Origin of the sequence: Nocardioides furvisabuli (genome assembly GCF_021083185.1) — a bacterium.
Classification (GTDB): Bacteria; Actinomycetota; Actinomycetes; order Propionibacteriales; family Nocardioidaceae; genus Nocardioides; species Nocardioides furvisabuli.
In genome coordinates this window covers 90462-114641 of the sequence record NZ_JAIGQB010000001.1, presented here as the reverse complement: position 1 = coordinate 114641, position 24180 = coordinate 90462, and the positions used below count along the sequence as shown (strand labels likewise).

The 24180-nt window shown below is 72.5% G+C and carries 20 protein-coding genes and 2 tRNA genes; 9 read left to right on the top strand and 13 right to left on the bottom strand.

The annotated features are described in order from the left end of the window. Window positions 1–22: 22 nt before the first annotated feature. The 6 genes from K4G59_RS00465 to K4G59_RS00440 form a co-directional block, all read right to left on the bottom strand. Window positions 23–1264 carry a S8 family serine peptidase gene (locus K4G59_RS00465; protein ID WP_231248529.1) on the bottom strand — a complete coding sequence of 414 codons (1242 nt, stop codon included), beginning with the start codon at window positions 1262–1264 and terminating at the stop codon, window positions 23–25. Beyond that, entirely contained in the window at window positions 1261–2679 is a 1419-nt protein-coding gene (locus K4G59_RS00460) for a type VII secretion protein EccB (RefSeq protein ID WP_231248528.1), read from the bottom strand. Before K4G59_RS00460 ends, K4G59_RS00465 begins: the two co-directional genes overlap by 4 nt. Window positions 2680–2695: 16 nt before the next feature. Next, entirely contained in the window at window positions 2696–4078 is a 1383-nt protein-coding gene (gene eccD, locus K4G59_RS00455) for a type VII secretion integral membrane protein EccD (protein ID WP_231248527.1), read from the bottom strand. A gap of 234 nt (window positions 4079–4312) precedes the next feature. Beyond that, window positions 4313–4603: a WXG100 family type VII secretion target gene (locus tag K4G59_RS00450; protein ID WP_207083580.1), complete on the bottom strand. Its 291-nt coding sequence runs from the start codon at window positions 4601–4603 to the stop codon at window positions 4313–4315. Between the two features lie 33 nt (window positions 4604–4636). Further along, complete coding sequence (locus K4G59_RS00445; RefSeq protein WP_231248526.1) at window positions 4637–4948, bottom strand: WXG100 family type VII secretion target; 312 nt, start codon at window positions 4946–4948, stop codon at window positions 4637–4639. A 139-nt stretch (window positions 4949–5087) separates the two neighbouring features. Then, the gene (locus K4G59_RS00440; RefSeq protein ID WP_231248525.1) at window positions 5088–6470 is read right to left on the bottom strand and encodes an EsaB/YukD family protein; all 1383 of its coding nucleotides are present in this window, start codon (window positions 6468–6470) and stop codon (window positions 5088–5090) included. Window positions 6471–6586: 116 nt separating this feature from the next. On the opposite strand from K4G59_RS00440, the gene eccCa reads away from it, so the two are divergent. Further along, window positions 6587–10585: a type VII secretion protein EccCa gene (gene eccCa, locus K4G59_RS00435; RefSeq protein ID WP_231248524.1), complete on the top strand. Its 3999-nt coding sequence runs from the start codon at window positions 6587–6589 to the stop codon at window positions 10583–10585. A 23-nt stretch (window positions 10586–10608) separates the two neighbouring features. On the opposite strand, the gene K4G59_RS00430 is transcribed toward eccCa, so the two are convergent. After that, on the bottom strand, window positions 10609–12201 hold the full coding sequence (locus tag K4G59_RS00430; protein WP_231248523.1) for a helicase HerA-like domain-containing protein: 1593 nt from the start codon (window positions 12199–12201) through the stop codon (window positions 10609–10611). Window positions 12202–12269: 68 nt separating this feature from the next. Here K4G59_RS00430 and K4G59_RS00425 point away from each other — a divergent pair, with 68 nt between their 5' ends. Both K4G59_RS00425 and K4G59_RS00420 read left to right on the top strand, forming a co-directional pair. Further along, on the top strand, window positions 12270–12566 hold the full coding sequence (locus K4G59_RS00425) for a type II toxin-antitoxin system VapB family antitoxin (protein WP_207083576.1): 297 nt from the start codon (window positions 12270–12272) through the stop codon (window positions 12564–12566). Continuing rightward, window positions 12566–13069, top strand: coding sequence for a LytR C-terminal domain-containing protein (locus tag K4G59_RS00420; protein WP_231248522.1), 504 nt, complete (start codon window positions 12566–12568; stop codon window positions 13067–13069). Before K4G59_RS00425 ends, K4G59_RS00420 begins: the two co-directional genes overlap by 1 nt. A gap of 8 nt (window positions 13070–13077) precedes the next feature. Here K4G59_RS00420 and K4G59_RS00415 read toward each other — a convergent pair whose 3' ends face one another. Then, window positions 13078–14595: a potassium/proton antiporter gene (locus K4G59_RS00415; protein ID WP_231248521.1), complete on the bottom strand. Its 1518-nt coding sequence runs from the start codon at window positions 14593–14595 to the stop codon at window positions 13078–13080. Between the two features lie 187 nt (window positions 14596–14782). Here K4G59_RS00415 and K4G59_RS00410 point away from each other — a divergent pair, with 187 nt between their 5' ends. Genes K4G59_RS00410 through K4G59_RS00400 form a run of 3 tightly spaced genes read left to right on the top strand, consistent with a single transcriptional unit; the run spans window position 14783 to window position 17469 of the window. Next, on the top strand, window positions 14783–15205 hold the full coding sequence (locus K4G59_RS00410) for a hypothetical protein (RefSeq protein WP_231248520.1): 423 nt from the start codon (window positions 14783–14785) through the stop codon (window positions 15203–15205). Window position 15206: 1 nt separating this feature from the next. Next, window positions 15207–16154: a hypothetical protein gene (locus K4G59_RS00405; protein ID WP_231248519.1), complete on the top strand. Its 948-nt coding sequence runs from the start codon at window positions 15207–15209 to the stop codon at window positions 16152–16154. After that, complete coding sequence (locus tag K4G59_RS00400) at window positions 16147–17469, top strand: hypothetical protein (protein WP_231248518.1); 1323 nt, start codon at window positions 16147–16149, stop codon at window positions 17467–17469. Before K4G59_RS00405 ends, K4G59_RS00400 begins: the two co-directional genes overlap by 8 nt. A gap of 7 nt (window positions 17470–17476) precedes the next feature. On the opposite strand, the gene K4G59_RS00395 is transcribed toward K4G59_RS00400, so the two are convergent. The 3 genes from K4G59_RS00395 to K4G59_RS00385 all read right to left on the bottom strand — a co-directional run bounded on the left by K4G59_RS00395 (window position 17477) and on the right by K4G59_RS00385 (window position 19975). Continuing rightward, window positions 17477–18853 (bottom strand): vWA domain-containing protein, encoded by a 1377-nt coding sequence (locus K4G59_RS00395; protein WP_231248517.1) that lies wholly within the window; start codon window positions 18851–18853, stop codon window positions 17477–17479. A 6-nt stretch (window positions 18854–18859) separates the two neighbouring features. Beyond that, window positions 18860–19738, bottom strand: a complete 879-nt coding sequence (locus tag K4G59_RS00390; RefSeq protein WP_231248516.1) for an AAA family ATPase — start codon at window positions 19736–19738, stop codon at window positions 18860–18862. Between the two features lie 149 nt (window positions 19739–19887). Continuing rightward, a tRNA-Ser gene (locus tag K4G59_RS00385) sits at window positions 19888–19975 on the bottom strand. A gap of 100 nt (window positions 19976–20075) precedes the next feature. Here K4G59_RS00385 and K4G59_RS00380 point away from each other — a divergent pair. From K4G59_RS00380 to K4G59_RS19775, 3 genes are all read left to right on the top strand, one after another. After that, window positions 20076–20537: a hypothetical protein gene (locus tag K4G59_RS00380; protein WP_231248515.1), complete on the top strand. Its 462-nt coding sequence runs from the start codon at window positions 20076–20078 to the stop codon at window positions 20535–20537. A 64-nt stretch (window positions 20538–20601) separates the two neighbouring features. Beyond that, window positions 20602–20692 (top strand) — tRNA-Ser (locus K4G59_RS00375). A gap of 175 nt (window positions 20693–20867) precedes the next feature. Beyond that, complete coding sequence (locus K4G59_RS19775) at window positions 20868–21002, top strand: hypothetical protein (RefSeq protein ID WP_269209482.1); 135 nt, start codon at window positions 20868–20870, stop codon at window positions 21000–21002. Window positions 21003–21159: 157 nt separating this feature from the next. Here K4G59_RS19775 and K4G59_RS00370 read toward each other — a convergent pair whose 3' ends face one another. Beyond that, window positions 21160–22167, bottom strand: coding sequence for a TrmB family transcriptional regulator (locus K4G59_RS00370; protein ID WP_231248514.1), 1008 nt, complete (start codon window positions 22165–22167; stop codon window positions 21160–21162). A 145-nt stretch (window positions 22168–22312) separates the two neighbouring features. Continuing rightward, a complete protein-coding gene (locus K4G59_RS00365; protein ID WP_231248513.1) occupies window positions 22313–24160 on the bottom strand; it encodes a phosphoenolpyruvate carboxykinase (GTP) in 1848 nt (615 codons plus the stop codon). Window positions 24161–24180 lie beyond the last annotated feature (20 nt).

Below are 24180 nucleotides of genomic sequence, written 5' to 3'. Positions count from 1 at the left end.
GTGCGCAGGGCCATCGCGCGTGTCAGCGCCGCAGCAGCGGGCGCAGCATGAAGGCCAGCGCCAGCAGCGAACCGGCGACCAGGCCCGACCACAGCAGGATCGCGCGCGGGGTGCTGAACAGGTCGATGCGCTCGGGCGCGGGAGGCGCCTGCGCGTCGGTGCGGGTCTCGGCGACGGTCGTCTCGATCCTGCCCTGGCGACCGGGCTTCAGCTCGCGGGTGAGCGCGTCGTGGGCCTGCACCACACCGGCGCCGGTCCACGGGTTCGCGACCGCACCGTCCTCGCCCTGCACCGGGCCGTCGCCCTCGGTGGTGGCCTGCAGGCGGGCGACGAGCTGCTGCGGGGTCTCGCGGGGGAAGCGCTCGCGCAACAGCGCGATGATGCCGCTGACCTCCGCCGCCGACCACGACGTGGCGACCTCCACGATGTCGCAGGCCTGCCCGGACGCGTTGAGCGAGATCGCGCCGAGCGTGGGCGCGGCGACGTCGGTGTCGAGGTTGGGCAGGACGTAGGTGCTCGGGTCCTCGAAGCCCGGCGGCACCGCGCTCACCGCCAGCACTCCGGGGTAGTCGGCCGGGTAGACGTCGGCGTCGTTGCCGGGCGTGCCCTCGAAGGACTCGTCGCCCGAGCCGCCGCGCTCCTCGACGTTGCCGGAGGCGGCCACGACGACGAGCGGCAGCTCGACGAGGCGCGCGACCGCCGCCTCGAGCCTCGGGTCGGACTGTCCCACGGCGAGGGAGATGTTGACGACGTCGAACTGCTGCGTGCGGTGGTCGGCGATCACGGCCTCGATGCCGGCGACGATCCCCGCCGAGGTCACCTGCTTCTCGCCCTCGGCGATGTCGGCGACCTCGGTGTCGTAGACCTTGTAGTCGAAGACCTGCGCGTCCGGAGCGACGCCTCGCGGGCCGGCGATCAGGCCCGCCACGATCGTGCCGTGGCCGGACAGGATGCCGGTCGCGGACGCCCCGCCGACCGCGACAGCCGTCGGGCGGTCGATGCCCGGCAGCGGCATCACGCCGCTGTCGATGACCGCGACCTTCACGCCCCGACCTGTCGCGAGCTCCTGCGCCTGCTCGACGTGCATCCGCTCGAAGGCCGGGTTGTCGCGGCTGTGCGTGTCGGCGAGCTGCTCCGAGCCGGGCACCTCACCGACCGAGCACGGCGCGTCGTGCTCCGCGGAGGCAGGGATCACCCACAGCGGCACGACCCCCGCGGCGACCAGGCCCGCCGCGAGCGTCGTACGCAGTCGTGCGCGGCTCACGAGCCGCTGTCCTCTTCCGCGGCGGCGGGCGCCGCGTCGTCGGGCAGCCGGCGGGCCCGGTTCGTCGACAGCGGCACGCCGGGCTCGAAGAACTCCAGCCACGTGCTCGGCACGAGCGGCGGGTCCACCTCGGCATAGCCGATGAAGTCCGGCACCTGTGGACCGAGCAGCGCGTACTTCTCGCCCTTGGTGTCGATGACGTAGGGGGTGCCGGCGTCGGCCGCGGCCTCCGAGCCGGACTGGACGTACGCCCCTGCGCTGGGCTCGACGTCGACCTCGTGGCGCCCCGGCGAGACCTCGCCCGGGTCGGCCGCGCCGGTCGGGTTGGTCGCCAGGCTGACGGCCGGGTCGGCACCGGCCCCGGGGTGCAGGACGCCGCACAGCGCACCGTTGGGAACCGCCGTGGGCAGCGCGGTCGGCCACTCGGCGGGGTACTTCGTGGCCCCGAAGGACGCGACGAGGTCCTCGCTGACCGGGGTCGCGGCGCGACCGACGACGTCGTAGACCATGCCGGCGAACGGCGAGAGCTCCTCGGGAGCCTGGTCGCCGAGCAGGTAGTAGCGTCCGGTGTCGGCGAGCAGCAGGTCGCCGATGCGGTAGCGGGAGAGGTCGGTGCGGCTGTCGCCGTAGGGCACCGACTCGCCGCGCCGCGTCACGCCGAAGGCCTCCTCCTCCAGCGCGTCGCGCTCGGGGAAGAGATTGAGCCAGTCGACGTCGACCTCGACGGGGGTGGCACCGAAGCCGATGCGGTTGCCGACGGTGGAGGCGGAGGTCTGGTCGGCCGGCATCGGGAAGCGGTAGGCGCGCTCCTGCTGGTTGCCCACTGCCGGCGCCGTCGCGATGAGCCACTGCTCGCCCTCGTGGGCGACCAGGAACGCCGACCCGGTGAGGTCCTCGACCGTCGGGGCCTGCTGGACGGCGACCTTGATGCCGACCTCGGAGCCGGTGCACGCGGTCCAGCCGTCGTCCACGAGCTCGCCCGCCGACGGCAGTCCCGCCGGGGCACCCTCGATGCCGAGGTCCTCGCCGAGCTGCACGGTGCGGATGTACTTGTCGCGCACGGTGTAGGGCGTCAGCTCGGCGTCCTCGAGCAGCAGCTGCGCCGAGACGTAGTTGGGGACCCGCTGGAGCAGCGGGTCGTCGCCGCCGCGCAGCACGACGTACTGCTCGCCGGTGTCCTTGGAGATGACGAAGCTGCCCTCGTCGAGCCACTGGGCCGGCGGTCGGCCGAGCAGGAAGCCCGCGATCGCGGCACCGGCGAGCAGCAGCACGGACAACGCGACGCCGCCGATCAGCACCCGGCCGGGACGCACCGGCTCGACCTCGCGGCCGCCCGGGGCGCCGGAGACGAACGCGGTGACCAGGCGGCGGCGGCTGAAGGCGTGGGCCTCGACCAGGTCCTTCTTGGTGGCCATCTGTTCCCAGCCCGCCTCAGCCCGCCACAGCGGCGACGAAGCCCGCCGCGAGCACCATCAGCGGGAGGAGCGCGAGCAGGGTCACCATCTCGACCACGTCACCCATCCGGCCGCGTCGCACCGATGGCGAGGCCGGCACGAGGGTCAGCGCCAGCAGCACGGCGCCCACCCCGGCGAGGCCGATGGCCGCACCGGCGCGCCAGCCGTCGTGGATCAGGAGCATCGACACCGCCACCGACACCAGGCCCAGGATCCCGGACGCGAGGCCGGCGAGGACCTCGGCGCCGGTGCGGTACTGGCGGGTGCGGAACATGACGGCCAGGCAGCACACGGCCGCGAGCACCGTGCCGTAGGCGCCGCGGCCCACCGCGAACGGCGCGAGGAGGACCAGCAGGGTGCCGACCGTCGCGGAGACGGCCAGCAGGATCTCGTGGCCCACCCGGGCGTCGGCGGCGACCTCGTCGGGGTCGATCTCCTCGGGGTCGGCGGTGATGTCGTGCAGGGAGTAGAGCTGGTCGACCTTGGTGCCGGTGACCCCGAGCGCCAGCCACGGGAAGATGCTGCCGGCGAGGACCACGAGCGTCAGGAGCACCGTGAAGACGACGTCGGGCTCGAGCGTGGCGACCCGGATCAGCACCGAGCTCGCCACGAGCACCGCGCCCACCACGATGGCCGGGATGACCAGCGGACGGCCGTCCTGCAGGCCGACGACGGCGACCAGACCGGCGGTGAGGACACCGAGCCCGGCGAGGAGCAGCGGGTCGGAGAAGAAGGCGTCGTCGAGGGGCCACGCCCAGCCCGGCAGCGCGCCGGGGGCGAGCAGCAGCCCCGCCACGCCGGCGTACAGGGCGGCGAGGAGGGACACCACCACGCCGGCCTCGGGCTCCTCCTGGGCCCGGGCCAGGACGATGCCGCCGACGACGAGGAGGCCGGCGATCACCGCGGCGGCGACACCGCCCAGCAGGCTCTCGCCCCGCAGCAGCAGCGCGAGCGCACCGAGGCCGAGCAGGATGCTGCCCGCGCCCAGCGCCGTACGTCGTCCCGCCGAGGGCTCCCACGGCCGGAGCTCGTTCTCCACCACGTCGGCCATCGCCTCGACCACGTCGTCGTAGACGCGCGGCGCCTTGTCGTCGACGCCGGCGGTGACCGTCAGCAGGCCGCCGTCCTCGATGCCCTGCATGGTGAGGCCTGCGTTGGCGGCCAGGATCCGGCCCTCCTGGGTCACCAGGCGGTAGCCGCCGTAGACGGTGGAGGCGTCGAGCAGGCCGACCGAGCGGGCCAGCTCGGGCACCAGCTCGGCGACGGGGATCGCCCCCGGCAGCACCAGATCGACGCGCCGGGACCCCGATGCGACGGTCACCCGGACCAGGCCCGAGGCGACCGAGGACCCCTGACTCATTGGTGTTCCCCCTGGTTGTGCTTCACGTGCGCCGACGCGGGCCGGGCACCGAACGGAGTGCAGCCTAGGCGAATTCCTCCCACCCCACCGACGGTGGGACGCGGCGCGCCCCACCCTCGTGGTGGCGGCGGGCCGACGGCTCCGGGCAGACGTGCGGAAGCTGTGCAGAAGAGGGCGCGAGGCCGGTCGCCCCCGTGGGGACGACCGGCCTCGATCAGGTGTCGTTCGCGGCGCTCAGAAGCGGTTGGCGCCCCGGGCGTCGGCCGCCTTGTACTCGGCGTTGGACGCGTCGACGCCTTGGCTGGCCTGCTGCAGCAGCAGGGTCATCTCGGTCATCGCCTGGTCCCACTTCGCCTTGGCCTGGTCGTAGGCCATCTTGGCGTTACCGTTCCAGTCCGACTTGAGGGGGTTCAGCTCGTTCTCGAGCTGGTCGAGGCGCGCCTCGATGTCCTTGGCGGCCTTCATGACGTCGGCGGCACCGGCGTCGAGGGACCCGTGCTGGACCTTGATTCCGTCGAAGCTCATCATCGATCTCCTGAGTCTGTGAGGGGCTCGGCGTCAGCCGAGGCGGCCCTGGAGGTTGGTGTGGGTGGCGGACTGGCTCTCGTCGGTCGAGACGTTGTCGCGCTCGGTCTCCTTCATCGACGCGGAGAGCTGGTCGAGGGCCTTGAGGATCGTCTCCTGCTTCTGGTCCCACGCGATCATGAGGTTGTTGAACGCGGTCGCGCCCTGGCCGCCCCATCCACCCATCATCGTCTGGATGTTGCCGGAGAGCACGCCGCACTTGTTCTTCACGTCACCGCGGGCCTGGTCGACGAAGTCGGCGCCCTTGGAGAGGGCCTTCTCTGTCTGGCCGTACATCTCGCTCATGAAAGATCCTTCTCCCTCGGCGGTCGAACCGACCGAGCTTCTGTGTGTTGGTGATCCACTGGTGGTGATCCGGTGCTCGGGGAGACGTCCCGGCCCCCCGCGCTGACGAGCATCTACCCGACCGGATTCGGGCTAAACATCACGACGTCATTTCCCACAGGCGGCGGAAGACGCCGGCCGCGACGACCGCCGAGGCGAAGGCGAGGCTGCCGCACAGCGCCTCCGCGACCTCGGCCCGGCGCGACCACCAGACCGAGCGCCAGCCGCGTCCCGTGGCGATGGCCGCGGCGAGCGCGACCACCCCGAGCGCGACCACGACGTAGAAGAAGGTGTCGAGGTGGGAGGCGCCTGGTCCCACGACGAGGTGCACCGCCAGGGAGACCAGCGCGCCGAGCCCGGCCAGGCGCAGCAGCGCCCGCGCAGCGGCATGGCGGTAGGAGCGCGCGGCGAGCAGCAGCGAGCAGCCGGCGAAGAACACCAGGCAGCGGGCGCCGATGCGGTCGAGGTCGATGGTGGCGCTGCGCAGCAGGAGTGGGCTGGCGACCACGACGGTCACGAGGATGGCGGCCGAGGCGCCGGTGACGATGCGCGAGGCCCGGTGGACCAGGCGCTCCATCGCGTCGGCAGCCACCACGATGCGGCCCCGCCGGCCCTTGCGCTGGGAGTCGCGCGCCGACCAGGCCGTGACGGCGAGTCGGTCGAGGTCGAGCAGCACCTCGTCGGGGACGTCGATGGCCAGCGACGGCGCGAACCGCGCGGCCATCATCGAGCCGAGGACCAGCAGCGTCCACGCGACGCGGGCGTCCCAGCCCATCAGCGCGGGCAGCGCGCAGCAGGCGAAGACGGTGAGTCCGGCGGCGATCCACACCGTGCCGATCTCGTCGCCACCGTCGACCGACAGCGCTCGACCGATGCCGGCCACGACCGCGGCAGCGATGCCGGCCGCGCCGAGGATCGCGGGCAGCAGGTGCAGGCCCGGCTCGTGGAGGGCTGCGAAGGCGGCGGCCGCGGCGAAGGCGGGTGCGGCCGCCGCGCGCTGGCGGGTGTGCCGGCCGAGGGGCAGCGCGCCGACCAGCGCGCACGCGAGCAGGATCCCCACCGTGACGGTGCGGACGGTGTCCTCCCCGGCGCGGGCGGCGTACCACCCGGCCAGCGCGGCTGCGAGGGACGCGACGCTGGCGACCATGGACGCGAGCGCAGGGGTCTCGGGCGCGTCCTTCGCCGCCTCGAGCAGGGTGACCTTGCGGGGTCGGTGCACGCCGGTGGTGGCGACCAGCACGTCGCCGGACTGCACCCCGACCTCGGCCAGCGGCACGGTCGCGTTGAGCCGCTCCCCGAGCGCGGTCTGCAGCAGCGGGATCCCGGAGACGACACCGGCGGCCTCGGCCTGCCTGGCGTACTCGCGCGCGACGTCGACGGACGTGGCTCCGGCAGGCACGACGAGGTCCAGCACCCCGGCAGGGCCGTGGATGCTCACGGCGATGGTCGCGTCAGCAGAGCTGGGCATCGCGACGTCCGACACGAAATCCCCCTTCTCGTGCATCGGGCGGGTGCTTCTCGGAAAGCAGGGTAGTCGCGCCCGTGCTGGTGCACACCTATCATCGTCGCGACTTCGACGGGTGAGGCAACGGGGGACGCGTGAGCACGACACTGCGGGGCGGCCAGAGGCTCGACGAGCCGGAGATGCCGGGCGGTCAGATCGTGCTCCAGCCCCCGCCGGAGCTGCAGGAGGGCGAGGGCGCCGGTGGCGTCCTGATGAACGCCATCCCGATGCTCGGCAGCCTCGGCTCGATCGTGCTCGTCGCCACGATGGGCGGCGGCGGCAACCGCACCCGCAGCTTCCTCGCGGCTGGCATGTTCCTCTTCGCCACGCTCGGCTTCATCATCGTGCAGATCGACCGGCAGCGGAAGCAGCGCGCCCAGCAGGTCACCGGCTCGCGCACCGAGTACCTCCGCTACCTCGGCAACATCCGCAAGGTCGCCCGCGAGGCGGCCGACCAGCAGCGCCGCGCACTCAACTGGCACCACCCCGAGCCGTCCGCGCTGCCCGCGCTCGCCGAGGACCGCACCCGCCTGTGGGAGCACACCGCCTCCGACGACAACTTCCTCCACGTCCGCTACGGCCTGTGCTCACAGCCGCTGTCGCTGGAGCTGGTGCCACCGGAGAGCGCGCCCGTCGACCAGGTCGACCCGGCCGCCGCGTCCGCGCTCCACCGCCTGCTGGTGGTGCACCGGCTCCAGCCCCACCTGCCGGCCTCGATCGACCTGCGCGCCTTCGACCGCATCGAGCTGTGCGGCGACGCCGAGGAGGTCCGCTCGACCGCGCGGGCGATGATCTGCTCGGCGACGGCCTTCCAGAACCCCGACCAGCTGATCGTCGCGGTGCTCAGCTCTGAGCAGAACCTCACGCACTGGGACTGGGTCAAGTGGCTCCCCCACGCCCAGAGCACCCGCGAGGTCGACGCGGTCGGGCCGATGCGCCTGGTCTCGACGTCGCTCGACGACCTCGGCAACCTGCTGCCCCCCGACCTCGGCGACCGGCCCCGCTTCGGTGCCGACGAGCGGGCCGCGACACCCCACATCCTGCTGGTCATCGACGGCGGCCACCTGCCGCCCGGCAACCACATCGTGCCGCCCGACGGCCTGCACGGCGTGACGCTGCTCGACCTGCCGAGCCGGTGGGACGAGCTCGAGGACTCGACGCGGCTGCGGCTGGAGTTCGCCGACGGCCCCGACGAGCTGGGCAAGCGCCCGGTCAGCGCGCTGCGGCTGCGCGGCGAGCCCGTGCGGGCACTGGCCGACCAGTGCGACATCGCCACCGCGGAGGCGTACGCACGTCGCATCGCGCCGCTGAAGACCGCGAGCGCGGAGTCGTCCTCGGCCGGCGGCGCCGTCGACATCACCTCGACGACCCCTGACCACATGGACCTGCTCGGGCTCGGCGACATCTTCGCCTACGACCCCGCCACCGCCTGGCGGCCACGGCCGGCGCGCGACCGGTTGCGGGTGCCGATCGGCATCGGTGACTCCGGTGGCCTGATCCACCTCGACATCAAGGAGTCCGCCCAGCAGGGCATGGGCCCCCACGGCCTGGTGATCGGCGCGACCGGGTCCGGGAAGTCGGAGTTCCTGCGCACGCTGGTGCTCGGCCTGGTCATGACGCACTCCTCGGAGCAGCTCAACCTCGTGCTCGTCGACTTCAAGGGTGGCGCGACCTTCGCCGGCATGGCCGACATGCCGCACGTCTCGGCCGTCATCACCAACCTCGCCAACGAGCTCACCCTCGTCGACCGCATGCAGGACGCGTTGTCCGGCGAGATGACGCGTCGCCAGGAGCTGCTGCGCGACGCCGGCAACTACGCCTCGGTCCGCGACTACGAGAAGGCCCGCGCCAACGGCGAGCCGCTCGAGCCGATGCCGTCGCTGTTCATCGTCGTCGACGAGTTCTCCGAGATGCTCTCGGCCAAACCGGAGTTCATCGACCTCTTCGTCGCCATCGGCCGCCTCGGCCGCTCCCTCGGCCTGCACCTGCTGCTCGCCTCGCAACGCCTCGAGGAGGGGCGCCTGCGCGGCCTGGAGTCGCACCTGTCCTACCGCGTCGGCCTGCGCACCTTCTCCGCCGGCGAGTCGCGCGCGGTCCTCGGCGTGCCGGACGCCTACGAGCTCCCCGCCGTCCCGGGCCTGGGCTACCTCAAGCCCGACCAGTCCACGCTGCTGCGCTTCAAGGCGGCGTACGTCTCGGGGCCGCCGTCGAGCCGCACCCGCGTCACCCGCGACGAGGGCGGCGCCATCCGCGGCATCCTGCCCTTCACGATCTCCGAGGTGCAGGCGCTCGAGCCGGTGGCCGACGACGCCGCCGACGTCGCCGCCCCGCAGCCGCAGGGCGAGCAGCCCTCGCTGCTCGACATCGCCGTGACCCGGATGATCGGCAAGGGCCCCGAGGCGCACCAGGTGTGGCTGCCGCCGCTCGACGTGCCCGACACCCTCGACGAGCTCATGCCCGACCTCGTCGAGCACCCCGACCTGGGCCTGACCTCGCCGCAGTGGCGCGACGTGCCCGGCCTGGTGATCCCGCTCGGCACCGTCGACCGCCCCCGCGAGCAGCGCCGCGACACGATGACGCTCAACCTCACCGGCGCCGCGGGCCACGTCGCCGTCGTCGGCGGCCCGCGCTCGGGCAAGAGCACGCTGTTGCGCACCATCGTCACGAGCATGGCGCTGGTGACCACCCCGATGGAGTCGCAGTTCTTCGTGCTCGACTTCGGCGGCGGCACGTTCGCGCCACTGGCCCGGCTGCCGCACGTCTCGGGTGTCGCAACGCGCTCCGAGCCCGACGTCGTACGCCGTGTGATGGCGGAGGTCGAGGGCATCGTCGACCGCCGCGAGGCCTACTTCCGCACCAACGGCATCGACTCCATCGAGACCTACCGCTCGCGTCGCGCCCAGGGCCGCGTCGACGACGGCTGGGGCGACGTCTTCCTCGTCATCGACGGCTGGAGCACGCTGCGTGCGGAGTTCGACGACCTCGAGATGGAGATCCAGCAGCTCGCCGCCCGCGGCCTGACCTTCGGCCTCCACATCGTCACCGCCTCCACCCGCTGGGCCGACTACCGCGCCGCGATGCGCGACGTCTTCGGCTCCAAGCTCGAGCTGCGCCTCGGTGACCCGCTCGACTCCGAGGTCGACCGCAAGGTCGCGGCCCTCGTGCCCGTCGGCCGGCCCGGGCGCGGCCTGGTGCCGTCGAAGCTGCACTTCCTCGGTGCGCTTCCGCGCATCGACGGCGACGGCAACGCCGACACCCTCGGCGACGGCGTCGACGACCTCATCCACACGATGGCCGCCGCGTGGAAGGGCCCCGAGGGCCCCAAGCTGCGCCTGCTGCCGGAGAAGGTCACGCTGGAGGCCATCCGCGAGGACGCCGTGCGCCGCCAGCTGCCCGAGCGCCAGATCCTGCTCGGCATCAACGAGAAGGAGCTCGCCCCGGTCGGCCTCGACGTCGACGCCGAGCCGCACATGCTGATCTTCGGCGACGGACAGTCGGGCAAGAGCGCACTGCTGCGGGCGTACGTCCACGAGGTCATGCGCACGCGCACGCCCAAGGAGGCGCAGATCGTCCTGGTCGACTACCGGCGCTCGCTGCTCGGCGAGGTCCCCGACGAGTACCTGCTGAACTACCTGACCTCCGCGACCCAGGCCACGCCGACGCTGAAGGACATCGCGAGCTACCTCGAGGGCCGCATCCCCGGTCCCGACGTGACGCCGGACCAGCTGCGCAGCCGCTCGTGGTGGACCGGCGCAGAGGTCTTCGTCGTCGTCGACGACTACGACCTGGTCGCCACCCAGCAGTCCTCGCCCGTCTCCTCGCTGCAGCCGCTGATGGCGCAGGCCCGCGACGTCGGCCTCCACGTGGTGGTGGCACGGCGCACGGGCGGTGCCTCCCGCGCGCTCTACGAGCCGGTCATCCAGTCGCTGCGCGACCTCGCGATGCCGGGAGTGATGCTCTCGGGCCCGCGCGACGAGGGCGTGCTGATCGGCAACCTCCGCCCGCAGCCCGCGCCCGAGGGTCGGGCGCGCGTCGTCACCCGCGACGGCGGCACGCAGACGACCCAGCTGGCCTGGCTCGACCCGACCATGTGACGCCGGGTGGCGCCCGGGAACCCTCAGCGGCGACCGGAGCCGAACATCCCCCGGGCGATCTCGCGTGCTGCGGTGCGCATGAAGTCCTTGAACACCGGCGACTTCACGACGCTCTCCATCATGGAGTCCTCCTCCGGCGCGGGCTTGGAGGACTTCTTGCTCACCCGCTCGTGGCGCTGCTCGCGGGCCATTTCCTCCACCCGGGCGTCCTCGGCCGCCTTGCGAGCGCCCTCCTCGAGCTTCTTGGCCAGCAGCTCGCGCGCGGACTCGCGGTCGATCGCCTCGGCGTACTTCGGGGCGAGCGGGGATGCCGCCACCGCGGCCTCCATCGCGGAGGTCTCGGCGGCGTCCATCAGCGACTCCGGCGCGCGCAGCCGCGTCCAGGCGACCGGCGTCGGGGCGCCGCGCTCGTTCATCACGGTCACGACGGCCTCGCCGATGCCGAGCGACATGATGACCTCGCCGAGGTCGTCGTAGGCGCTGGTGGGATAGGTGTTGACGGTCGCCTTCAGTGCCTTGGCGTCGTTGGGCGTGTGCGCGCGGAGCTGGTGCTGCACGCGCGAGCCGAGCTGGCCGAGCACCTCGTCGGGGACGTCGGTCGGCGACTGCGTCACGAAGAAGACACCGACTCCCTTCGACCTGATCAGCCGCACGGTCTGCGCGATCTGGTCGAGGAAGGCGTCGGAGGCGTCCTTGAAGAGCAGGTGCGCCTCGTCGAAGAAGAAGACCAGCTTGGGCTTGTCGAGGTCGCCCTCCTCGGGGAGGTCGTGGAAGAGGTCGGCGAGCAGCCACATCAGGAAGGTGGAGAAGACCGCGGGCCGGTCCTGCAGGTTCGGCAGCTCGAGCAGGCTGATGACACCGCGGCCGTCGTCGGTGGTGCGGAGGAACTCCTTGGTCTCGAACTCCGGCTCTCCGAAGAACACGTCGGCGCCCTGGGCCTCGAAGGAGACCAGCTCGCGCAGGATGACGCCGGCGGTCTGCGGCGAGAGCCCCCCGATGGTCTTGAGCTCGGCCTTCCCGGCCGGGTCGCCGGTGAGGTACTGCAGGACGGCGCGCAGGTCGGCGAGGTCGAGCAGCGGCAGGCCGTGGGAGTCGCAGTAGTAGAAGACGAGCCCGAGTGAGGACTCCTGCGTCTCGTTGAGGCCGAGCACCTTGGCCAGCAGGGTCGGGCCGAAGGCACTCATCGTGACCCGCACCGGTACGCCGATGCCCTGGCCGCCGATGGCGTAGAACTCGGTCGGGAAGCCCGTCGCCGTCCACTGCTGGCCCACGCTCGCCGTACGCGCGGTGAGCTTCTCGCTGCTCTCGCCCGGCTGGCTGAGACCGGAGAGGTCGCCCTTGATGTCGGCGGCGAAGACCGGCACGCCCTGGGTGCTGAGCTGCTCGGCCAGCAGCTGGAGGGTCTTCGTCTTGCCGGTGCCGGTCGCCCCGGCCACCAGGCCGTGCCGGTTGAGCATCGCCAGCGGGATCCTGATCGGCACGTCGCCGAGCGTGTCCGCGTCGAGCATCAGGCCACCGAGCTCGAGTGCCGGGCCCTCGAAGTCGTAGCCCGGCGCGACGGCGGCCGAGATCGGGTCGGCGGGAGCCTGCTGCGCTGCCTCGGGAGTCTCACTCATGGCGCGAGCCTAGCCGCGCCGGACGGAGCGGCGCGGGGCCCGAGAGGGGCGTCGTTATGATCACGGGCGTGATCTTCAAGCGGGTGGGCGACGGCCGGCCCTACCCCGACCACGGGCTCGACTCGCGCGGCTGGGCGGACCTGCCCCCGCGCCAGGTGCGCCTCGACGAGCTGGTGACCACCAAGGACACCCTGCGGCTCGACACCCTCCTCGACGAGGACTCCACGTTCTACGGCGACCTCTTCGCCCACGTCGTGCAGTGGCAGGGCGACCTCTACCTCGAGGACGGCCTCCACCGCGCCCTGCGCGCCGCGCTCCAGCAGCGCAGCGTGCTGCACGCCCGCGTCCACCTGGCGGACGGCTGATGACGGGTGCCGTGAAGTCCGCGCTCACCCTCGGCGCGCTGGCCCTGCTGGTGGTCGTCGCCGCGCTGTGGGGCTGGGCCGCGCTGACCGAGCCGCTCCCGCAGGAGGAGCCGGTCGCCATCTGCGAGGACACCACGGTCGCCGCCGGTTCCGAGGTGCGCCGCGACCAGGTCGTGGTCAGCGTCTTCAACGGCAGCGGACGCAGCGGTCTGGCCGGAGCGACCAGCGCCCAGCTCGCGGAGCGCGGCTTCGTCGAGGGTGACGTCGGCGACTCGCCGCTGCCGGCGACGACCACCCAGATCTGGGCGAGCGAGCCCAAGAACCCGGCGGTCCTGCTCGTCAAGCGGCAGTTCAGGCGAGCCCAGGTCGTGGAGGGTGACGCACTGGGCCCGGGCGTCGTCGTCGTGGTCGGCGAGGAGTTCCAGTCGCTGCGCAAGAAGCAGGTCGAGTCCGTGGTCGCCAAGGCGGACGCCACCTACTGCCGCGCCACCGGCTCGGAGTAGCCCCGGCCTCAGTCGCGCTCGCGCCGCGAGGGGTCACCGAGCCACTGCGCGAGCCGCCCGTTCGCCGAGACCTGCCGCATCCGCGCCTCGGTGGCCTCGCGCAGCTTCCGTGGCGTGACGACCACGAGGTCGTCGCCGTGGCGCAGGACCGTACGCAGCTCCGGCACCAGCACGTCGCCGCTGCGGATCACCAGCGAGACCGACGCCCCCGGGGGCAGCCGCAGCTCCCCGACCTCGACGCCGTGCATCTTCGACGTGGGCGCGATGCTCACCTGGAGCAGGTCGGCGTCCACCCGGTCGAGCGGGGCTGCCTCGACGTCGAGGCCGCGCGGCTCGGAGCGTCGCGCGACCCGCAGGCGGCGCGCCACCCACGGCAGCGTCGGGCCGGTGAGCAGCGTGTAGACCACGACCATCACGAAGACGATGTCGAAGAGGTCGTCGGCGCCGTCGACGCCCTCGGAGAGCGGGATGGTGGCGAGCACGATCGGCACCGCACCGCGCAGCCCGGCCCAGGAGATGAAGGCCAGGTCGCGCGGGGCCATCGGCTGCGCGATGCTGCTGACGAGCACCGACAGGGGTCTCGCGACCAGCGTGAGCACGAGCCCGGTGACGAGCGCCTGGACGACCGTGTCGAGGTCGATGCGCGAGGGGGAGAGCAGCAGGCCCAGCATCACGAACAGGCCGATCTGGGCGAGCCACGCGACGCCCTCGGCGAAGGAGCGCGTCGCGACGCGGTGCGGGAGCTCGCTGTTGCCGAGGATGAGGGCGGCGACGTAGATCGCGGCGAAGCCGGAGGCGTGCAGCGCGGACGAGACGCCGTACGCCGTGAACGCCAGGCACAGCACGGCCAGCGGGTAGAGGCCCGAGGACGGCAGCGCCACCCGCCGCATCAGCCACGCGCCCGCCACCCCGCAGACCACCCCCACGAGCCCGCCGACGCTGAGCTCGAAGGCGATGATGCCCGCCGTCTCGGCCAGCCCGGCCTCGCCGACCGCGCCGGTCGAGATGATGCCGACGAGCACGACGGTCGGGGCGTCGTTGAGGCCGGACTCCGCCTCGAGCGCGCCGGTCAGCCGCTTGGGCAGGGGGAGTGCCCGGAGCACGGAGAACACCGCCGCTGCGTCGGTGGGCGAGCAGATCGCACCGAGCAGGACGGCCAGCTCCCACGGCAGGCCGAGGAGGTAGTGGGTGGCGACGGCCACGACCGCGACCGACACCGCGATCCCGACGGTCGCCAGCGACAGCCCGAGGCGGATGCTCGGGCGCACCTGTCTCCAGTCCGTGGTGAGACCGCCCTCGGCCAGGATCACCGCCAGGGCCCCGAACCCGAGCGCGTGCGCGAGCTGCGCGTCGTCGAAGGGGATCCCGAAGGGTCCCCCCTCGCCCAGCACGACGCCGATCAGCAGGTAGATCAGCAGCGACGGCAGGCCCACGCCGGCCGAGACCCGCACCGCGAGGATCGCCGCCAACGTCACGACCGCGCCGACCAGCACGAACACGTCGAGCTGGTGGACGTCGAAGGTCATGCACACCTCAGTCACGGGGTCCGGCGGGAGGCAGGTCGGGCCTGCGCCCGATCCTATCGGCCGGAACCGGTCCGACGGGCCGCGTCCCAGCGCCCTCGCGCGGTGCCAGAATGCCTCCTCGTCCACGTGGGAACGTTTGGGCGGGCCGCCTCCCGGGTAGTCGTCCCCCGACGAAAGGGTGTGATCGATGTACGGCGACTCCGCCGCGGGCCGCAGGCGCGTCGCGCAGCTGCGCGAGCAGAGCGGCGACATCCGGGCCCTCGCCCAGCGCCTCGTGTCGCAGGCCGAGGCCGTGCCGTGGCACGGCAAGGCCGCCGACGCGATGCGCGAGCGCATCCAGGACCGCGCCGACCACCTCCGCGCGGCCGCCGCCCACCACGAGACCGCGGCCGACTCGCTCGCCCGCCACCTGGTCGAGGTCGACTCCCTCAAGGAGGCGATCGAGACCCGCGCGCACAGGGCGACCTCACTCGTCGAGGACGCCCGCACCCGCGCCGCCGAGGCCGACCCGGCGACTGCCCCCGACGACGCCGAGGCCCTGCTCCTCGCCTTCGACCCTCCCCCGTCCGGCCACCGGGACTGGCTGACCGTCGACCTCCCGGGCCTCTGACATGGTGACCATCGACCTCACGACCCCGCCCCCGGTGCCGGCGAGCTTCCTCGACGGCCTCGCGCGACGGCTCGCCCTGACCCTCCCCGAGCTGCGCGTGGTCGCCGAGCTCGCCGGCGGGGCACCGCTCCCCTTCGACCTCCACCCCGGGGAGGCCACCGACGCAGGTTCGCTCTCGGGACGCCTGGGCCAGAGCCGCGGCTCGGCCGAGGACTCGGCGTACGCCGACGCGCTGGGCACCCTCCACGACCCGCACGACACCCTCCGGCGACGCGGCCTGCTCACCGACGAGGGCGCCGACCCGGGCGTGCTCGGTGCGGTCGGCCTGCTCGCGACGCCGCGCCTCGCCCTCGACATCGACGTCGCTGCCGGTGCCACCCAGGTCAAGGCGTGGCACCGCCAGGCCGGTGACGCGGTGGCGAGCCTGTCGACCTGCGACGGCATCGTCTTCGAGCTCGCGTGGTTCCCCGTCACGCAGTGGACCACCGAGCTCGCGCGCGTGACCGCAGTTCCCGAGGACCTGCCGCTGACCAGCTCGCAGGTGCCGGCCCGTCTCGACGTGCCCTACGCGCTGGCCGACTCGGTCGGCGAGGCGCTGCGGTCGGGTCGCTCCGACCTGGTCCCGGTGCTGGTCGGCCATGCCGACGGTGCCGTGCTGGCCGACGGCGACGAGCTCGGTGACGCCGAGGCGGCCGCCGCGGTCTCCGCCGTGCACGCCGAGGGCCGCGGCCGGCTGCGCATCCTGGCCGCCGAGGTGTCCGAGCGTGCCACCACCGCGGTGGGCGTGGTCTCGTGGGTGCTGCTGAAGGACGGCTGGCACTCCCTCACCCCCCGCCACGACGACGGCGCGCGCGTCTCGGTCGTCCGCGTCGACCCCGACGCCCTCGCCACCGAGCTCGCCCCCGTGCTCGCGCAGGTCCTGGTCCGGGAGGAGCCCACCGATGAGTGACCTCGACATCCCCCGCACCCACAGCGCCGACGACGACTCCTCGGCGGCCGTCGCTGCGGACAAGTACGACCAGATGCTGGCGCTCGCCGACCTCTTCGACGCCTCCGGCAACGAGATGCGCACCCGGGCCCGCCTGGGTGCGGAGATCCTGCGCGACGACGACGTCGTCGACTCCGGTCCGCTCTCCCCCGCCACCTGGGGCCGGGCCGAGGAGGACGTCCGGGCCGCCACCACGGGCAAGCACGGGCTGCTCACCCGCTCGGTGGAGCTCGACGCCGACGCGCTCGTCGTACGCGCCACGGTGCTGACCTACCGCTGGATCGACGAGCTCCAGCAGGCGGCCTACACGACGCTCGGGTCGATCGCCGGCCGCGCCATCGGCTACCTCGCCCCCGAGGTGGCGCTGGGTGGCGCGATCGTCAGCGCCGGCCTGATCGAGAGCGACATGCTCGACCGCGACGGGGTCACCGCCTACCTGAGCGAGCTCGCCGAGAGCAACCCCGACCTCATGGAGCACCTGTCGGGTGGCGGTGGCCTGCTCGACGGCCTCCACATGCGCTCGCTGCTCACCGCGGGCGTGCTGTCCTCCGACCAGGGTGCGGCCGCTGCGCGCGGCGGCCTCCGGGCGATCGGTGTCGACCCGTTCCCGACCGACGCGGTGTCGGCATTCCGCGACTCGGCAGGCTCCTTCGTCGAGGTCGAGGAGGCCGAGCCCGAGGTGGGCACGGACGCCGCCGGGGCACCGCACTCCCTCGAGGAGCTGATGGCCAACCTGGTCGCCGAGGACCGCCGGATCAGCGTCCAGCGCGTGGGCACGGGCCGCTACATCGCCTACCTGCCCGGCTCGCTGGGCACGGAGTCCGGCCGGCTCCGCCTCGTCGGCGCGGACCCGACCACGTCGGCCGGCCAGGTCGTGCGGGCGATCGAGAAGGCGGTGACCGAGGACGACGCGCGCGTCATGCTCGTCGGGTCCGCCGCCGGCGGCACCGTCGCCGCCGAGATCGCGGCGAGCCTCGTCTCCTCCCGCTTCGTGGTCGACCAGGTCGTCACCGCCGGCGCGCCGTCGGCGCAGGTGCCCCGGATCCCCGACGCCGTGCGCATGCTCTCCCTGGAGGACCGGGCCGACCCCGTCGCACTCCTCGGCTCGCTGATCAACGCGCGCACGACCAACCGCCTCACGGTGGTCTTCGACAGCGGCGACCGCGCCGGCGCCCACGTCTACGTCGCCGGCGCCCGTGCCGCCGACAGCGCCCAGCACCCCGAGCTCAGGGCCGAGATCTCCCGGCTCCAGGGACTCGGCTACCTCGCCGGCTGAGCGCCCCTCACGCGATCGCGTGCACGAACTCGCCGAGCTGGGCGAGGTTGCGGCACTCCACCATCGGCACGATCGCGCCGTACTGGTCGGCCGCGCTGTCGCCGGTGGCCCAGTGCCGCGGGTGCTCGGGGTTGAGCCACCACGCGTGCCGGGCCCGTCCCGCGAGGTCGGCGAGCACGGGCAGCGCGAGGTCGCTGTAGTTCGAGCGCCCGTCGCCGAGGACCAGCAGGGACGACCGCGGACCGATCGCGTCGGGGTGCTCCTCGGCGAAGCGGGTCAGCGCACGTCCGTAGTTGGTGCGGCCGAACATCGCGGCCTGCGACATGCTCGCGGCCAGTGACTCCATCACCTCGGCCACGTCGGCGCCGGGGCGGAACACGTCGCTGACCTCGGCCACGTCGTCGACGAAGGTGAAGGCCCGCACGCCGCTGAAGGCCTCCCGCAGCGCGAAGACCAGCATCAGGGTGAACTGCGCGAAGTTCGCGACCGACCCACTGACGTCGCACAGCACCACGAGCTCGGTGCGGTGCGGGCGCCGCGGACGGTGGTGGGTGGTCAGCGGCACCCCGCCGGTGGCGATCGAGGCGCGCACGGTGCGGCGTACGTCGAGGGGGCCGCGACGGCGGGCGTGCTGCTCCTTGGTGAGCCGCGCGGCCAGGCGGCGCGCAAGGGGGTAGACCTCGCGTCGCATCTCCTCGAGGTCGCTGCGCCGGGCGGCGGTGAAGTCGAGGCGGTCGATCGTCGGGCGCACGGTCACGCCCGCGACGTGCTCGGGCCCCTTCTCCTCGGCGATGCGCCGACGGGCGTCGCCCTCCACCATCCGCGTGAAGTCCCCGATGCGGCGTCCAGCCGTGCGCTGGGCCCGGTCGGCATCGAGACCCTCGGCGAGCAGCCCCTGCACGAGGCGGTCCACGAGCTCGGCGGGCGAGACCCGCTGGAGGGAGGTGTACGCCGACCAGCTCGACAGCCCCGGACCACGCCCGGGCATCGCCCCGAAGCGTGCGACCGCCTCCGCTGCAAGGTCCTGCAACGTCTGCTGGTCGCCGGAGGCCAGCGCCTCGGCGAGGGCCTCGCGGAAGCGCTCGAGGTCAGGGCCGGTGTCGCGCGGACCGGCAGCCGGCTCCGACTCGTCACCGTCGCGCTCGCGCGCGACACCGTCGCCGACGAGCCGCGGGTAGTAGATGTCGAAGACCGCGTCGAAGGTCACCCGCTGCGGCTGTCGCTTGACCAGCGTCGCGGCGTACGCCGCCCGCACGGTCTCGCGGTCGTGCCAGCTGACCTGCTCCAGCGCGCTGATCGCGTCGAGCCCCTCGGCGAGCGAGACCGACAGCCCCGCGGCGCGCAGTGCCTCCACGAAGCCGATGTGGGTGTCGAGCAGGCTCACCGCGGATCAGGCCGTCGCCAGCTTGAGCTCCTTGACCGCGCGACGCTGGTCGGAGGCGTGCTTGAGCACGACGCCGAGGGTGCGCGCGACGGTGGCCTCGTCGAGGTCGCCGATCTGCAGCGCGATCAGCGTGCGGGCCCAGTCGACGGACTCCGCGATCGAGGGAGCCTTCTTCAGCTCGAGCTCACGCAGACGCACGACCACGTCGACGAGCTGCGCCGCCACCTTGTCGTCGAGGCCCGGCACCTGGGAGGTGACGATCGCCCGCTCGCGCTCGGCGTCGGGGTAGTCGAGGTGCAGGAACAGGCAGCGCCGCTTCACCGCCTCGGACAGCTCGCGGCTGGCGTTGGAGGTCAGCACCACGAAGGGGCGCCGGGTGGCCGTGACCGTGCCGAGCTCGGGGATGGTGACCTGGAAGTCGCTCAGCACCTCCAGCAGCAGGCCCTCGACCTCGATGTCGGTCTTGTCGACCTCGTCGACGAGCAGGACCGTCGGCTCCTCACGCCGGATCGCGCCCAGCAGCGGCCGCGTCAGCAGGAACTCCTCGGTGAAGATGTCGTCGTGGGTCTCGCTCCAGCTGTCCTGCCCCGATCCTCGGCCACTGCTGGCCTGGATGCGGAGCAGCTGCTTCTTGTAGTTCCACTCGTAGAGCGCACGCGCCTCGTCGAGTCCCTCGTAGCACTGGAGCCGCACCAGCTCCGCGCCCGTCGCGCGCGCGACCGCCTTGGCCAGCTCGGTCTTGCCGACGCCGGCCGGGCCCTCGACGAGCAGCGGCTTCTCCAGCGCGCCCGCGAGGTACGCCGTGAGCGCGGTCGCGTCGTCGGTGAGGTACCCGGCCTCGCGCAGGCGGGTGGCGGCGTCGGCGGGCGAGGCGAACCAGGTCACCCGGCGAGGGTAGCCCTCGCCGGGCTCGGCAGCCGCCACACCCGGCCCACGCGCCCTCGGCCCTCGGCCCGCGGCTCGCTCCGCTTCGCCTTGGCAGCCGCCGCACCCGGCCCACGCCCCCTCGGCCCGCGGCTCGCTCCGCTTCGCCTTGGCAGAGGGGGCGGGATTCGAACCCGCGGTAGGTCTCCCTACGACCGCTTTCAAGGCGGTTCCGATCGGCCGCTCCGGCACCCCTCCTCGTGCGGCGTCGCGACGCCGCACACCGCGGAACTCTACCCAACGGCGGCGCTCGACCACCCGGGGGACGAGCCGACGGGCCGCGTGGGAAAATCGGTGCGTGACGACCGATACCGCCACCGTGCACCGCCTCGCCCCCGCCGTCGCGGCGCGCCTGCTGGGCGTGGTGCTGTGCGCGGTCGCCGTGCTCATCCTCGTCAGCACGCTGCTGATCGCGGTGCTCGACCTCCACACCGTCCTCCTGCTGGTGCCGGTCGCGATCACCATCGCGGCGCTGGTGGCCTGCTGGTGGCTGTGGCGCGAGAGGGGCTGGGTCGTGAAGTTCACCGATGAGGGCTACCGGGTCCAGTGGGTGCGTGGCGTCGGCGCTGCGTCGGCGCGGTGGAAGGACGTCGAGGACGCCGTCACCACGACCCTCGTCGACGCGCCCGTGGTGGTGCTGCGACTGCGCGACGGACGGACGACCACGATCCCCGTGGAGATGCTCGCGATGGACCGGGAGGCCTTCGCCCGCGACCTCCAAGAACACCTCCAGCGCGGCCAGGGACTGCGGAACTTCTGACCTGATTCGGCGCAGGCACCCTGCGCCTTGTAACCTTCTGTGCGCTCGACCATTGGTCGGGCATGGAGGCGTCGCCTAGTCCGGTCTATGGCGCCCGCCTGCTAAGCGGGTTTGGGGCTAAAACCCCATCGAGGGTTCAAATCCCTCCGCCTCCGCCCAGGGGTCGGCCCCCTCCGTCGTGAGGGGGCCGACGCGCGGCCGACGGCTCCTTTGCAGGATCCTGCAATGCACAGACCTGCAGATCGTTCGGTGGGACGTGACCCCGGACGGTGGGTGAGAATGGTCTGGTCATCCCCTGTGACACCGCGACATGAGCAAAGGTGAAAAACAATGACCCCTGTACGCCGCATCGCAGCAGCAGCCCTCGTGGCGGCTCTCGGACTCGGTTTCGCCGTGGTTCCGATGGGCGCGGCCAGCGCCGGCATCGACACCACGTGGGGTGGCCGGGTCGTCGTCAAGAAGTGAGCCAGCCGTGCCATGATGTGCACGCAGTGAAGAGCCGGGACACGGACCCCCTCAACCCCCCACGAGTTCTGGTCCGGAAGGCCTCCCCCACAGGCCAGTCCCGGCAGCAAGGGCAGCGACATGGGTCGCTGCCCTTGCCTCATTTCCCCGACCCGCGCTACTTCGTCGAGGGCTCGTCGGTCTCGCGGCCCGAGATCCCCCGCTTGCCCATCTCGTAGCCGAGCTGGAAGCGGGTCTCCACCTCGAACTCGTTCTTCAGGTCCGCCACGTAGCCGGCGTACGTCCGGGGACTGACGCCGAGGCGCTTGGCGCCCGCCGGGTCGGCCCGCCCCTCCAGGAGCATGCGGATGGTCATCGCGCGCTGCTCCGCGGCGATGTCACGCATCAGGGAGGTCTCGCTGCTGGTGAAGGGCCGCGCCCGCTCCCAGTGGCGCTCGAACATGTCGACGAGGTAGCCCACCATCGAGCGGTCGCTGATCACCATGGCGGCGTTCATCCCCTCGTGGCTCGGGATGATCGCGATGCGCCGGTCGACCACGATGAGGCGGTTGAAGAACTCGTCGAGGGTGCGCACCTCGGCGCCCGCGGCGGACACTGCGGCGACGTACTTGCGGGTGTCGGTGCCGCGGCGGGCCGCGTGCTGGTAGAGGGTGCGCATCTTGACGCCGCGCTTGAGGGCGGCGATCTCCCGGGCGCCGGCCTCACCGAGCTGCTTGACTCCGCGACGGTCCTGCGGCTGGGCGGTCAGCAGCTCGACCTCGGCGTCACTGACCAGTGAGGCGAGGAAGTTCCCGATGGTCGCGAGGCCGCGGATCTCCGCGAAGGGCCCGCCGACGGCGCTGGGCGAGCGACGCCAGGCGTGGGAGAGGGTGCTGAAGGCCTGCGCCCAGTGGGCGGACTCCGCGATCAGCTCGGCGCCCTGCTGGCCCAACGGGGCCACCACGCGCGCCTGGACGGCCGCCGGGTCCACGGCGCGCCAGTAGGCCTCGTCGTCACTCCTGACGACCAGGCCGACCTCCACGAGCAGCTCGAAGGCCCGCTGGAGCTCCCCGCGCCGGCCGATGCGCTCGTCGGTCACGGCGATCCCGCCGGAGCTCACGATCTCCTCGTAGAGCGGGGTGGCCTGCTCCTCGAAGATCGCGCGCTCGTGCTGCCCCAAGGGCATGACGCACCTCCCGCTCACCCCCGACACCAGTGAGGTGATCGTGCCACACGAGCACCAGTGACCACCCCGGAACACAGCCCCGGACTGCCACGACCCGCCGCACCGGCGCACCGGTGGGCGGGTCGAGGCGTACGACGCGGTGGGGTCAGGCCCCGAGGCGCGCCTTCAACGTGTCGAGCTCGCTCCAGAGCACGGCGGGCAGGTCGTCGCCGAACTTCTCGAACCACTCCTCGATCTGCGGGATCTCGGCCTTCCACTCCTCCGCGTCGACCGCGAGCGCCTGGGCGAGCTGGTCGTCGGTGAGGCCGAGGCCGTCGACGTCGAGCGATCCCGGCGCCGGCACGTGGCCGATGGGGGTCTCGACCGCGGCGGCCTGGCCGTCGATGCGCTCGATGATCCACTTGAGCACGCGGCTGTTCTCGCCGAACCCGGGCCACAGGAAGTCACCGTCGTCGGAGCGGCGGAACCAGTTGACGTAGAAGATCTTCGGCAGCTTCGCGGCATCGTTGTCCTTGCCGATGCCGACCCAGTGACCGAAGTAGTCGCCGGCGTTGTAGCCGATGAAGGGCAGCATCGCCATCGGGTCGCGGCGCACCACGCCGACCGCGCCCACGGCCGCCGCAGTGGTCTCCGAGGAGAGCGTCGCGCCCATGAAGGTGCCGTGGTTCCAGTCGCGGGCCTCGGTCACGAGCGGGATGGTGGTCTTGCGGCGGCCACCGAAGAGGATCGCGTCGATCGGCACGCCGCGCGGGTCGTCGTACTCGTCGGCGAGGATCGAGCACTGCTTGATCGGGGTGCAGTAGCGGCTGTTGGCGTGGCTGGAGAGCTCGCCGGTCTCCTCGGCGATCTCCGGCGTCCAGTGCTCGCCCTTCCAGCTGGTGGCCTCGGCAGGCGTGTTCTCCAGGCCCTCCCACCACACGTTGCCGTCGGGGGTCAGCGCAACGTTGGTGAACACCGAGTTGCCCTTGCGGATGGTCTCCATCGCGTGCGGGTTGGTGTGCTCGTTGGTTCCCGGAGCGACGCCGAAGAAGCCGAACTCGGGGTTGACCGCCCAGAGGCGTCCGTCCTCGCCGACCCGCATCCACGCGATGTCGTCGCCGATCGCCTCGACGGTCCAGCCGGGGATGGTCGGCTTGAGCATCGCCAGGTTGGTCTTGCCGCACGCGCTCGGGAAGGCCGCGGCGACGTACTTGGTCACGCCCTGCGGCGAGGTGAGCTTGAGGATGAGCATGTGCTCGGCCAGCCAGCCCTCGTCGCGCGCCATCACCGAGGCGATGCGCAGGGCGTAGCACTTCTTCCCGAGCAGGGCGTTGCCGCCGTAGCCCGAGCCGAAGCTCCAGATCATCCGCTCCTCGGGGAACTGGACGATGTACTTGGTGTCGTTGCACGGCCACGCGACGTCGGCCTGGCCGGGCTCGAGCGGCATGCCGACCGAGTGCAGCGCCGGCACCCACTGGGGGTCGCGGCCGGCGGCGTCGAGCTCCTCGATGCGGTCGAGGACGTCGCTGCCCATGCGGGCCATGACGCGCATGGAGACGGTGACGTACGCCGAGTCGGTGACCTCGACGCCGAACATCGGCTGGTCGGCCTCGAGGTGGCCCATCACGAACGGGATGACGTACATCGTGCGGCCCCGCATGCAGCCGGCGTAGAGCCCGCGCATGAGGTCCTTCATCTTCGCCGGGTCCATCCAGTTGTTGGTGGGGCCGGCGTCGCGCTCGTCGACCGAGCAGATGTAGGTGCGGTCCTCGACCCGTGCGACGTCGGTCGGGTCGGAGGCGGCGTGGAACGAGTTGGGCATGACGTCGGGGTTCAGCCGCGTGAACGTCCCGGTCGCCTCGAGGGAGGTGGTGAGCTGGGCCCACTCCTCGTCGGAGCCGGTGCACCAGTGGATGGTGTCGGGCTGGGTGAGCTCGGCGATCTCGGTGACCCAGGCGAGGATGCCCTCGTGGGTCGTCGGCGGAGTCGTCTGGGTGTCGATGGTGGCGGTCATGCCCGTTCCTTCAGCGTTCG